The organism is Tsukamurella spumae, assembly GCF_012396015.1.
In the GTDB taxonomy this organism is placed as follows: Bacteria; Actinomycetota; Actinomycetes; order Mycobacteriales; family Mycobacteriaceae; genus Tsukamurella; species Tsukamurella spumae.
In genome coordinates, this window is sequence record NZ_JAAXOQ010000001.1 from 69,830 (window position 1) to 82,655 (window position 12,826).

Genomic DNA, 12,826 nt, shown 5'->3' on the forward strand with positions numbered 1-12,826 from the left:
GCCCCAGCCTATGCGCGCGAGCGGTGCCCCGGCGTGTTCCACGTCGCGGCGTTCGCGGCGTTGACCCCGAAGATCCCGATCACGCACAGCCCCCAGAACGCCGGCGCGGGCCAGTGGTGATGGTGGGCCAGCTCGTAGGTCTCCTTGAGCGCGATCAGGAAGGCGCCCGAGGCCACGATCATCCAGGCCCGAGCGACCGCGAAGAAGTGCCACAGCCCGTGGCGCTGTTCCGGGGTGAGCTTCTCGTTCAGCGTCGCGAGGTAGGCGGTCTGGCGCCGCCTCGTGAGGTACAGGGCGAGGGGCGGTAGGAGCCACCACCAGCGCGAGAGTCGCGACGGCGGCAGTGTCGCCCTGAGGAGCGATTGGATCCCGCTGAGCTCCTGCCCCTCGGCCTCGAGCTCGAGCCGGGCCTGGATCAGCGGCCCGGCGACGAGCAGCCACCCGCCGAAGAACGCGACCCAGCGGATCGCCGTCTCGAGCACGCGATCAGATGGTGCCGGTGAAGGTGTTGCACTGCGCCGGGTCGCCGGTCTGGTAGCCCTGCGAGAACCACTTCACCCGCTGCGCGGACGTGCCGTGCGAGAAGGCCTCCGGGTTGACATTGCGGCCGGCGTTGCGCTGGATGGTGTCGTCGCCGATCGCCTGCGCGGACTGGATCGCGCCGGTGATGTCCTCCTGCGTCAATGGCTTGAGCATCGCGTCCGCGCCCTTATCTGCCTTCGACGCCCACACTCCCGCGTAGCAGTCGGCCTGCAGCTCCACGCGGACCGATCCGCCCTGCGCACCCGAACCCTGCTGCGCCTTGTTGATGTCGCCGAGCAGGGTCTGGATGTGGTGGCCCCATTCGTGCGCGACGATGTACTCCTGCGAGAAGGGCGCGTTCGAGCCGCCCATCTTCTTGATCACGCGGTCCATGAAGTCCAGCTGGAACACGGCGACATTGTCGGCCGGGCAGTAGAACGGGCCCGTTCCGGCATCCGCGACGCCGCAACCGGTGTTGATGGCGGCGGCATCCGTCGGCATGATCTTGGTCTCGCGGACCTGCTTGTAGCCGCGGACCAGCTTGGCCCATTCCCGATCGAGGGAGATCGTGGTGGCCTTGATCCGGCAGGTGGTGTTCTTGTTCGCGTCGGCGCCCGTCCTGCAGGCCGCGAGGTCGCGGTTGACCTGTTCCTGACCAGCGGAGATGCCCTGGGCGGGACCCTGCTGGCCCTGCTGCGAGTTGGACGATCCACCGCCGGTGAGATCCACCCCGAAAACGAGCCCGAGCACGACCAGGACGACAGCGCCGAGGCCGCCGCCGCCGATCATCATGCCGCGGCCCATGCCGCCGCCACCGCCGCCTGCGCTGACATTGCCGCCGCTGAGATCACTGTCATCCCGGAAGGTCATGCGCAACAGCATTCCATGAGACGGGTGTCCGCGGGTACAACAGTTCCCCGTAGCATGTCCGGAGTCGAGATTTCCCTGTCGAAAGGACACCCCGAAGTGCTGCGCACCCACCTGGCCGGATCGTTGCGGGCGGAGGATGCCGGCACCGTCGTCACCCTCGCGGGTTGGGTCGCGCGCCGGCGTGACCACGGCGGTGTCATCTTCATCGACCTGCGCGACAGCTCCGGCGTCGCTCAGGTGGTGTTCCGCGAGTCGGACGTCGCCGAGCAGGCGCACCGGCTGCGCTCGGAGTACTGCGTGCTGGTGACCGGCACCGTCGAGAAGCGGCCGGAGGGCAGCGAGAACCCGAACCTGCCGTCCGGCGCGATCGAGGTCAACGTCTCCGAGCTGGTGGTGCTCAACGAGTCCGCGCCGCTGCCCTTCCAGCTCGACGAGGAGCCGGGCGAGGAGGCCCGCCTGAAGTACCGCTACCTCGACCTGCGTCGGGAGGGTCCGGCCGCCGCGATCAAGCTGCGCAGCCAGGCCAACGCCGTCGCGCGCAACATCCTCGCGCTGAACGACTTCACCGAGATCGAGACGCCGACGCTCACCCACTCCACCCCGGAGGGCGCCCGCGACTTCCTGGTGCCCGCGCGCCTGCGGCCCGGCACCTTCTACGCTCTGCCGCAGAGCCCGCAGCTGTTCAAGCAGCTGCTCATGGTCGCCGGCATGGAGCGGTACTACCAGATCGCGCGCTGCTACCGCGATGAGGACTTCCGCGCCGACCGCCAGCCCGAGTTCACCCAGCTCGACATCGAGATGAGCTTCGTGGACCAGGAGGACGTGATCGCGCTCGGCGAGCAAATCGTCAAGGCCCTGTGGTCGCTCATCGGCCACGAGATCCCCACGCCGATCCCGCGCCTGACCTACGCCGAGGCGATGCGCCGCTTCGGCTCGGACAAGCCGGACCTGCGCTTCGGGCTCGAGCTCGTCGAGTGCACCGAGTACTTCAAGGACACCCCGTTCCGCGTCTTCCAGTCGCAGTACGTCGGCGCCGTGGTCATGCCGGGCGGCGCGAGCCAGCCCCGTCGCCAGCTCGACGCCTGGCAGGAGTGGGCCAAGCAGCGCGGCGCCCGCGGACTGGCGTACGTGCTGATCGGTGAGGACGGCGAGCTCACGGGCCCCGTCGCCAAGAACCTGTCCGACGACGAGCGCGCCGGTCTGGCGGCGCACGTGCACGCCGAGCCGGGCGACTGCGTCTTCTTCGCGGCCGGCCCCACCAAGGCGATGCGCGCCCTGCTCGGCGCCGCCCGCGGCGAGATCGCCGACAAGCTCGGCCTGATCAAGGACGGTGACTGGGCCTTCACCTGGGTCGTCGACGCCCCGCTGTTCGAACCCGCCGACGAGGCGACCGCCTCGGGCGATGTCGCCGAGGGCGATGGCGCCTGGACGGCCGTGCACCACGCCTTCACCAGCCCCAAGCCGGAGTCGATCGATACCTTCGACACCGATCCGGGCAGCGCGCTCGCCTACGCCTATGACATCGTCTGCAACGGCAACGAGATCGGCGGCGGCTCGATCCGTATCCACCGGCAGGACGTGCAGGAGCGGGTCTTCGCGGTCATGGGCATCGACGAGGAGCAGGCCCGCGAGAAGTTCGGATTCCTGCTCGACGCGTTCTCGTACGGCGCCCCGCCGCACGGCGGCATCGCCTTCGGCTGGGACCGCGTGGTCTCGCTGCTCGCCGGCGCGCCGTCGATCCGCGAGGTCATCGCCTTCCCGAAGTCGGGCGGCGGGGTGGACCCGCTGACCGACGCTCCCGCGGCCATCACGGTGCAGCAGCGCCGCGAATCCGGCATGGACGCGAAGCCGAAGAAGCCGGAGGCGGCCGCGCCGACGACGCCCGCGGAGTAGGCCGCCGGCTCGGGTCGCGCGAACCGGCGCGACGTGATGGGATCTGCTGATGACGATCAAGGTGGGCCTCGAGCATCGCACCGGCTATACCTTCGACCGGCCGGTGAAGGTGTTCCCGCACGTGATCCGCTTGCGCCCCGCGCCGCACACCCGCACGCCGATCGAGGCGTACTCGCTCGCGATCGAGCCGGCCGAGCACTTCATCAACTGGCAGCAGGACATCTACGGCAATTACCTTGCCCGCGTGGTGTTCCCCGAGCCGACGAGCCGGCTGAGCTTCACGGTCGGGCTGGTCGCCGACCTGGCGTCGATCAACCCGTTCGACTTCTTCATCGACGACTCCGCCGAGTTCGCCGGCTTCGAGTACGACGAGGAGCTGCGCCGCGATCTCGAGCCGTACCTGCGCCCCGTCGATGATCACACCGGTGAGGACGGGGTCGGCACGGGGCCGGCCCCGCTCGTGACCGCCTTCGCCGACCGGTTCCGCGACCCGCAGGACGAGCGCATGATCGACTACCTGGTGCGGATCAACCGCGCGGTGCAGGAGGCGGTCGGGTACTCGGTGCGCATGGAGGCCGGGGTGCAGACCCCGGAGCACACGTTGCGGTCGGCGATCGGATCGTGCCGGGATTCGGCGTGGCTGTCCGTCTCGGTCTTCCGGCAGCTCGGGATCGCCGCGCGGTTCGTCTCGGGCTACCTCGTCCAGCTCGCCTCCGACGTGCCCGCGCTCGACGGGCCGTCGGGGCCCGAGGCGGATTTCACCGACCTGCACGCGTGGGCCGAGGTGTACCTGCCCGGTGCCGGCTGGGTCGGGCTCGACGCCACGTCGGGCCTGTTCGCGGGGGAGGGACACATCCCGCTCTGCGCGACGCCCAGCCCCGGCTCGGCCGCACCGATCACCGGTGCCGTGGAGCCGTGCCTGGCCACGATGGACTTCGCCAATGTCGTCTCGCGGATCCACGAGGATCCCCGCGTGACCCTCCCGTACACCCCCGACCAGTGGCAGCGCGTGCTGGACCTCGGCGCGCGGGTCGATGCCGCGATGGCCGAGCACGACGTGCGGTTGACGGTGGGCGGCGAGCCGACCTTCGTCTCCATCGACGATCAGACGGGCGCGGAGTGGACGACCGAGGCCGACGGTGCGCACAAGCGCGTTCTCGCCTCGGATCTCGCGGCCCGGCTGTACGAGCGGTACGCCCCCGGCGGGCTCGTCCGCCGGGGCCAGGGCAAGTGGTATCCGGGCGAGCCGCTCCCGCGCTGGCAGATCGAGCTGATGTGGCGCACGGACGGGCGGCCGCTGTGGCGCGATCCCGCGCTCCTCGCGGACCCGTGGAACGACCGGGAGGCCGCCGAGACCTCGCTCGAGCCGTACGCGCCCACCGGCTTCGCGCGGCCGCGCAACGCCCGGCGGACCGCCGCGTTCCTGGGAGCCGTGGCCGATGCGCTGCGGCTGCCGCCCGAGCTCGTGCTGCCCGCCTTCGAGGACCCCGTCGCGGCCTACGCGGCGTGGCTCGGCAAGCCCGCCGGGGATCCGCCGGGAGCGGTCGGGCTCGAGGGCGACCTGGACCCGGAGACCGACGGCCCGGACCGTCGGGCGGCGCTCCTCGCGCGGCTCGAGGAGGGCGTCAATCACGCCACCGCCCAGGTGCTTCCGATCTCCCGGAACGACGCCGACACGGGCTGGGTCGGCAACCGGTGGACGGTGCGCCGCCGACGCCTGGTGCTCGTCCCCGGATCCTCGCCCGCCGGGCTCCGACTGCCGCTCGAGTCGCTGTCCTGGGGCGAGGAGCCCTTCGAGTTCGAGGCCGATCCGCTGCGGCCGGCCGAACCCCTGCCCGACGGCGCCGTCCCGCGTCGGCGGGTGGTCCGCGAGGAGGTCGAGACCGACGAGGAGGGCCGGCCGCGCTGGGTGCCGCGTACCGCGATCGTGGCGGAGGTGCGGTACGGCGTAATGCACGTCTTCCTGCCTCCGACCCACGCTGCGGAGGACTTCGTGGAGCTGATCGCGGTGATCGAGCACGCGGCGCGCGAGTGCGGGGAGCCCGTCGTGATCGAGGGCTACGGCCCGCCCGCCGATGGGCGGTTGTCCGCGGTCACCGTCACCCCCGATCCCGGGGTGATCGAGGTGAACGTCCAGCCCACCTCGTCGTTCGCCGAACAGCACGAGGTTCTCAGCGGGCTCTACGAGGACGCGCGGCAGGCGCGCCTGGGGACCGAGACCTTCGACGTGGACGGCACGCACGGGGGCACGGGCGGCGGCAATCACCTCACGCTCGGCGGCCCCACCCCGGCCGACTCGCCGCTGCTGCGGCGCCCCGACCTGCTGGTCTCGCTGCTCACCTACTGGCAGCGGCACCCGTCGTTGTCGTACCTCTTCTCCGGACGGTTCATCGGGACGACGAGCCAGGCGCCGCGCGTGGACGAGGGCCGCGAGTCGGCGCTCTACGAACTGGAGATCGCCTTCGCGGAGATCGACCGGCTCACCCGCGGCGACGACGCCCGCTGGCCCGTCGCCGATGGCGGCGACGACGAGTACTCGCCCCCGTGGGTGGCCGACCGCGCCCTGCGGCACCTGCTCACCGACATCACGGGGAACACGCATCGCGCCGAATTCTGCATCGACAAGCTCTACAGCCCCGATTCGCCCCGCGGCCGCCTCGGCCTGCTCGAACTGCGCGGGTTCGAGATGCCCCCGCACGTGCAGATGGCGCTGGTGCAGTCGTTGCTCGTGCGCTGTCTGGTGGACCGGTTCTGGCGGGTGCCCTACCGCGAACCGCTGATCCGGCACGGCGCCAACCTGCACGGCAAGTGGTTACTGCCCTACTTCATCGAGGAGGACATCGCGCGCGTCGTGGCGGACCTGCGGGAGTCCGGCGCCGAGTTCGAACTGTCGTGGCTCGCCCCGTTCACCGAATTCCGGTTCCCGCGGCTCGGCACCGTGCACGTGGGGCCGGTGGAGCTGGAGCTGCGCGGCGCCATCGAGCCGTGGAACGTCCTGGGGGAGGAGGCCACCGCGGGCGGCACCGCCCGCTACGTGGACTCGTCGATCGAGCGGGTCCAGGTCACGGCCCGCGGCCTCGATCCGCAGCGGTACCTGCTCACCTGCAACGGCCATCCCGTGCCGCTGGTGGCGACGGACCGCCCCGACCTGCGGGTCGCCGGCATCCGGTTCCGCGCGTGGCAGCCACCAAGCGCGCTGCACCCGACGATCACCGTCGACTCCCCGCTCGTGTTCGACCTGGTGGATCTCGCGGCGGGCCGGTCGATCGGCGGCGCCACCTACCACGTCGTGCACCCGGGAGGCCGCGCCTTCGACACGCCTCCCGTGAATTCCGTTGCCGCCGAGTCTCGTCGGGGCGCACGCTTCGAACGACTCGGGCACACCGCGGGCCCGATCGCCATCGCAGCGCTGCGCGAGCGGATCGCCCGCGCGGCGACGGACGTCGGCGCGCCGGGAATTCTCGATCTGCGCCGTGCACGTACAGTGCTCGGGTGACTGTCGAACGCGACGCGCCACCGGCCGAGCAGCAGCGGACGTCGATCTTCGACGAGTACGGCGCGGGTGAGCACGACGAACTCGTCGCCCCCGACGGTGAGTTCCGGCCGCAATGGCGTCCCATGGCGTCCCGGCTCAAGGGCCTGCGGGCGGGCTCCATGCAGCAGATCGCCGACCGGGTGCGGGCCATGGTCGACGACGACGGCATCACCTACACGCCGGTGCCCGCGCCGGGTGGTACGCAGGCCTACGCCGGCCACTGGCCGCTGGACGCGCTGCCGATGCTCATCGAGTCCGACGAGTGGGACCGGGTGGCGCGGGGCGTCGCGCAGCGCTCGCTCCTGCTCGACGCCGTGCTACGGGACTGCTACGGCGAGCAGCGCATGGTCAAGGAGCAGATCCTTCCGCCCGCAGTACTGTTCGGGAACCGCGGATACGTGCGGCGCGCCGTCGGCGTGCCGGCCCCCGGCCCGAGGGCGCTGTTCCTGCACGCCGTCGATCTCGGGCGCACCGCCGACGGTGGGTTCGCCGTCTTCGCGGACCGGACGCAGGCACCGTCGGGCGTGGGATACGCGCTCGCCGGGCGCCGGATCATGGCCCGGGCGCTGCCTCGGATGTACCACTCCGCGACGCCCCGTTCGCTCTTGGCCTTCGCGCAGCTGCTGCGCGGGTCGCTCACCGATGTCGCTCCCAGCGGCGTCGAGGACCCGACGATCGTGGTGCTCAGTCCCGGTTCGCTCTCGGAGACGGCCTTCGACCAGGCGTACCTGGCCTCGGTACTCGCGGTGCCCCTGGTGGAGGCCGGGGACCTGACGGTGCGCGACGGCGGCCTCTACATGCGCGCCCTGGGCCGGATGAAGCGCGTCGACGTGGTGCTGCGGCGGGTCGATTCCGAGTTCTCCGATCCGCTCGACCTGCGCACCGACTCGCAGCTCGGGGTCGCGGGTCTGGTGGAGCTGGTGACCCGGGGAGCGGTCAGCGTGGTCAACACGCTCGGATCCGGACTGCTCGAGAGTCCCGCGCTGCATCCGTTCCTGCCGGACCTGTGCCGGGCCCTCCTCGACGAGGAGCTGCAGCTTCCGTCCACCCCCACCTACTACGCGGCCTCCGACGCGGGGCAGGCGGCGCTGGAGCGACTCGACGCGCTGGTGCTGACCCGGTTCGCGTCCGGCGAGCGCGTCGTGGGCGCCGACCTGGACACCGCCGGAGCGGAGGCCCTGCGCGCGCGGGTCGCCGCCGAGCCCGAACTGTGGTGCGCGCAGGAACTGGTCGAGTTCTCGACCGCGCCGTCGCTCATCGGGGCCGACGGCGGCGTGCCGGCGCCGCGGGGCTTCGGGATGCGGACCTTCTCCGTGGCGCAGGAGTCCGGGTACGCGGTGATGAGCGGGGGCCTCGGTCAGGTCTTCGCCGACGGTGCGCCGGGCCGGCAGATGGTCTCGGTGGCCGCGAAGGACGTGTGGGTGCCGATCTCGGAGGACACCCGCGCCGGGGTGCGCGTCGCGACCGTGCCGCCGCGACCGCGCCAGACGGTGCCCATGAGCGGGCCGGTCTCCACACCGCGCGTGCTGGCGGATCTGTTCTGGATGGGCCGCTACGCGGAGCGGGCCGAGGCGATGGTCCGGGTGCTGGCGGTCGCGAGCGACCGGACCGCCGAATACCGGGACCGGCCGTGGCTGGCGGGTGCCGCGTCACTGCAGCCGTGGCTCGACGCGGTGGGGGCGGTGTCGCGCACCGTCGACGCGGTGCCGCTGAGCGCCTCCGGATCCGGGGAGACCGAGATCGTCGCCGCGCTGCGGACTCTGACCGTCGACCCGGCCCTGCCGGGCACCGTCGCGCATTCGGTGGTGGCGATGATCCGGGCGACCCGGGCGGTCCGCGATCAGATGTCGACCGGCACGTGGACCGTGCTCGGCGGGGCCGAGCGGGCTCTGCTCCGGTTGGACCGAGCGCCCGAGGACGACGGCGCGCAGCTCGACCAGACCCTCGGCGATATGCTGGTGTCGCTGCTCGCGTTCGCCGGGCTGGCACGCGAGTCGATGGTCCGCGATCCGGGCTGGCTGATGCAGGACGTGGGCCGGAGGATCGAGCGCGCGCTGCAACTGGTCGATCTGACCCGGCAGGTGCTGGTCCCGGCGCGGGATCCCGAGACCGACACGGTGATGATCGAGTCCTACCTCGTGGCGGGCGAGTCGTCGGTGACCTACCGGCGGCGCCATCGCGCGGTGATCCGGGCCGGTGCCGCCCTGGCGCTGATGTTCTTCGACGACACCAACCCGCGGTCACTGATCTACCAGCTCACTCGACTGCGCAACGATCTCGCCCAGCTGCCGGACGAGCTGCGCTCGGGGCCGGCGGAGCGGCTGGTGGAGGAGCAGATCACCCAGGTCGGACGCTTCGACGCCGACGACACCGATGTCCAGGACGACGGCCGGCGCGAGGTGCTGGACACGCTGCTCACGGGTGTGGCGCGCGGCCTGCGTGAGGTATCGGACGTCTTGGAGCGGACACGGCTCGCACCGCCCGCACAGGCCAGGCCATTGTGGTCGGGCACCGTCGGAGGTGAATGACGATGGCTTTGACGTTCAGCGAACGCACGGCGGACTCGCGGACCCGGACCTACCGGGTGGTCCACTCGACGGAGTACACCTACGACGATTCGGTGAGTTCGTCGTACGGCCGGTGTTACCTCAGCCCCAGGGACATGCCGGGGCAACGGGTCCTCGAACACGAGATCAGTATCGATCCCGAACCCTCGGACCGATCCGAGGGAGTCGATGCCTTCGGCAACATCGACACCTTCTTCCACGTCACCACGCCGCACACCGAACTGGTGGTGCGCGGCAGCTCGCTCGTCGAGGTCGATCCGCTGGACCGCGCGATCACGGGTGAGGGCGCGGCGATCGCGCCGTGGGAGCTCGCCCGGCCGGTCGGTGCCGCCGGAGCAATCGCCAGTCAGTTCCGCCTCGACCTCGAGCCGCCGGAGATCACGGATTCGGTGCGCGCGTACGCCGACGCGATCTTCACGCCGGGCAAGCCCCTGGTGGAGGCGATCCGCGATCTGACCACGGGGATCTACACCGATTTCCAGTACCACTCGGGAGCCACCTCGGTGTCGACGCGCGTCGGCGACGTGATGGAGCGCCGCGAGGGGGTGTGCCAGGACTTCGCGCGGGTCGCGATCGCCTGCCTGCGGTCCAAGGGCCTCGCGGCCCGCTACGTGTCGGGCTACCTCGCCACCGAGCCGCCGCCCGGTCAGGACCGGGTCGTCGGCGCCGGAGCGACCCACGCGTGGGCCGCGGTGTGGCTGCCCGGCGACATCTGGCTGCCCTTCGACCCGACGAACAACAAGTTCGTCGACGAACGGCACGTGACCGTCGCATGGGGCCGCGATTACGAGGACGTGCCACCGCTGCGCGGGGTCATCTACACCGAATCGAAGGGGTCGAAGATCCATGTCTCCGTGGACGTCGCGCCCCTGCCGGACTGAGGTAGGTTGGAGGTGATGGTTGCCGCGCTGGGGTACGAGACGACGGGGGCGGCCCTCACCGCGGTGGAGGGTCTGCTCGGTCGTCGGGTCGGCGCACCCGTCGAGCTGGGTGAACCGGAGGATCTGGGCGGTTCGGGCCGTACCCGCGTGATGCGGGTACGGGTGCTGCACAACAATCCGCTGCTGCCGCGCACCGTCGTCATCAAGCAGCTCCGGGCGTCGGATCATTCGGACGCCGATCACTCCGAGGCCTTCGCCCGGGAGGGCGCCGCGTACAAGTTCGCCACGGCCCTGCCGGTCGACGCGCGCCCCGGCCCGCAGCTGCTCGCCTCCGACCCCGAGGCGCGGATCCTCGTCCTGCAGGACCTCGGCGAGGGCGAGACGATGGCGGACCGGTTGCGCCGCACCACGTCCTCCGGCGCGGCGACGGTGCTCTCCGCCTGGGCCCAGGCGCTCGGGCGCATGCACGCGGGTACCTACGGCCGCGAACGCGACCTGTCCGTGCTGGCGCGGCGCGAACACACCGACTCCCGCCACGACCCGGTCGCGGGGGAGGCGGCGCGGGCCGCGCTCGCGGTTCCGCGCGCCATCGGCGGGATCGACGACGAGGCGCGATCGGTCCTGGACGCCGCGGTCGCGCTGTTCACCGAGGGCCCCTTCCGGGCGTTCAGCCCGTCCGATGTCGGGCCCGACAACACGCACGTCGTCGGCGGTGCGGTGCGGTTCCTCGACTACGAATGGGCCGGCTTCCGCGACGGCGCGCTCGACGTGGCCTACGTCCTGCTGACCTATCCCGACTGCACCGCGGACGGCCATTCGCCCGAGCACGACACCGCGATCGTCGAGGCCTGGCGGTCCGAGGTCGTCCGGCTGTGGCCCCGCCTGGCCGACGATGTGGCGCTGCGCCGCCACGTCACGACCGCCAAGTCGGCGTGGCTCACGCTGGCGACCTACTGGGCGCTCGGCCTGGACTCGGCCAGCCGCATCGACGCCGGCCATCTCGACAGCCTTGCGGCCTGGTCGAACGACGATCTGGCCGCCCGCTGGGATCGGCTCGCGGCGGCCGACCCGCGGATGCACGACTTCGCCCTCGCCGCCGCCGCGGAGGTCCGCGCGCTGTGACCCGCCCCGCGGTGGTGTCCGCCCGGTGACCGGCTCCCTGTTCGGCGACGACGGGGACCTCGGAGCGGCACCGGAGGCACCGTCGGCCCGCGGTCCGGTCGAGTTCGTCCCCACTCACGCGGGTACGCCGCTGGCCGTCCGACTGCGACCCCGTGGCCTCGAGGAGGTCCTCGGCCAGGAGCACCTCCTCGGCCCGGGCACGCCGCTGCGCCGGCTGATCGACGGTGCCGGCGCCGCGAGCGTGATCCTCTACGGCCCGCCGGGCACCGGCAAGACGACCATCGCCTCGCTCATCTCCGGTGCCACGGGGCGTCGGTTCGAGGCGCTCTCGGCCCTGTCCGCGGGGGTCAAGGACGTGCGCGCGGTCATCGAGATGGCGCGCCGCCGGCTGCTGGTCGACGAACAGACGGTGCTGTTCATCGACGAGGTGCACCGCTTCTCCAAGGCGCAGCAGGACGCCTTGCTGGCGGCGGTGGAGAACCGGGTCGTGCTGCTCGTCGCGGCGACCACCGAGAACCCGAGCTTCTCCGTCGTCTCGCCGCTGCTCTCGCGCTCGCTCATCCTGCAGCTGCGTCCGCTGGAGCCCGGGCACATCGCCGAGCTGATCGACCGCGCCCTCACGGACCCGCGGGGCTACGACGGTGCGTTGACCATCTCCGACGAGGCCCGGGAGCACCTGGTGCGGCTGGCCGGCGGGGACGCGCGCCGCTCGTTGACGGCGCTCGAGGCCGCCGCGGACGTCGCCCTGGGGGAGCAGGTCGACGAGATCGGCCTGGAGATCGTCGAATCGTCGATCGACACTGCCGCCGTGCGGTACGACCGCGCCGGGGACCAGCACTACGACGTCATCAGCGCCTTCATCAAGTCGATCCGCGGCTCCGATGTCGATGCGGCGCTGCATTACCTGGCGCGGATGATCTCCGCGGGGGAGGACCCGCGGTTCATCGCCCGCAGACTCGTGGTGCACGCGTCGGAGGACATCGGCATGGCCGACCCGCAGGCGCTGCTCGTGGCCACCGCGGCGGCGCAGGCGGTGCAGTTGATCGGCATGCCGGAGGCGCGGCTCGCCCTGGCGCAGGCCACGATCCACCTGGCCACCGCTCCCAAGTCCGACGGGGTGGTCTCCGCGATCGGCGCGGCCATGAGCGACATCGGTGCGGGCAAGGCGGGCGCGGTACCGCCGCACCTGCGGGACGGCCACTACGCGGGCGCGGAGAAGCTGGGCAACGCACAGGGGTACGTGTATCCGCACGGTGTGCCCGGCGGTGTCGCCGCGCAGCAGTACCCTCCGGACGAGCTGGTGGGCGTCGACTACTACGCCCCCACCGATCACGGCTTCGAGCGGGAGATCGGCCCGCGGGTAACGCGGCTGCGCGGGATCCTGCGTCGCCGGTAAGGTTCGTAGGTCGAGATCGAAATCTTTTACACGAAGGATC

At 71.6% G+C, this 12,826-nt stretch carries 8 protein-coding genes; 6 read left to right on the forward strand and 2 right to left on the reverse strand.

Annotated elements, in window-relative coordinates; translation table 11 throughout:
* Positions 1 to 8 precede the first annotated feature (8 nt).
* Together HF999_RS00365 and ypfJ are read right to left on the reverse strand one after the other, a co-directional pair.
* The gene (locus HF999_RS00365) at positions 9 to 482 is read right to left on the reverse strand and encodes a hypothetical protein (protein ID WP_168543961.1); all 474 of its coding nucleotides are present in this window, start codon (positions 480 to 482) and stop codon (positions 9 to 11) included.
* Between the two features lie 4 nt (positions 483 to 486).
* Positions 487 to 1,392, reverse strand: a complete 906-nt coding sequence (gene ypfJ, locus HF999_RS00370) for a KPN_02809 family neutral zinc metallopeptidase (RefSeq protein ID WP_168543962.1) — start codon at positions 1,390 to 1,392, stop codon at positions 487 to 489.
* A gap of 96 nt (positions 1,393 to 1,488) precedes the next feature.
* Here ypfJ and aspS point away from each other — a divergent pair, with 96 nt between their 5' ends.
* From aspS to HF999_RS00400, 6 genes are read left to right on the forward strand one after another with little or no spacing between them, the layout of a single operon-like run.
* Positions 1,489 to 3,285, forward strand: a complete 1,797-nt coding sequence (aspS, locus tag HF999_RS00375; protein WP_168543963.1) for an aspartate--tRNA ligase — start codon at positions 1,489 to 1,491, stop codon at positions 3,283 to 3,285.
* A gap of 49 nt (positions 3,286 to 3,334) precedes the next feature.
* Positions 3,335 to 6,781, forward strand: a complete 3,447-nt coding sequence (locus tag HF999_RS00380; protein ID WP_168543964.1) for a transglutaminase family protein — start codon at positions 3,335 to 3,337, stop codon at positions 6,779 to 6,781.
* Entirely contained in the window at positions 6,778 to 9,348 is a 2,571-nt protein-coding gene (locus HF999_RS00385; RefSeq protein ID WP_168543965.1) for a circularly permuted type 2 ATP-grasp protein, read from the forward strand. Before HF999_RS00380 ends, HF999_RS00385 begins: the two co-directional genes overlap by 4 nt.
* A 2-nt stretch (positions 9,349 to 9,350) precedes the next feature.
* On the forward strand, positions 9,351 to 10,268 hold the full coding sequence (locus tag HF999_RS00390) for a transglutaminase family protein (protein ID WP_168543966.1): 918 nt from the start codon (positions 9,351 to 9,353) through the stop codon (positions 10,266 to 10,268).
* 15 nt (positions 10,269 to 10,283) lie between these two features.
* On the forward strand, positions 10,284 to 11,390 hold the full coding sequence (locus HF999_RS00395; protein WP_168543967.1) for a hypothetical protein: 1,107 nt from the start codon (positions 10,284 to 10,286) through the stop codon (positions 11,388 to 11,390).
* 25 nt (positions 11,391 to 11,415) lie between these two features.
* Positions 11,416 to 12,786, forward strand: coding sequence for a replication-associated recombination protein A (locus HF999_RS00400; RefSeq protein WP_168543968.1), 1,371 nt, complete (start codon positions 11,416 to 11,418; stop codon positions 12,784 to 12,786).
* Positions 12,787 to 12,826 lie beyond the last annotated feature (40 nt).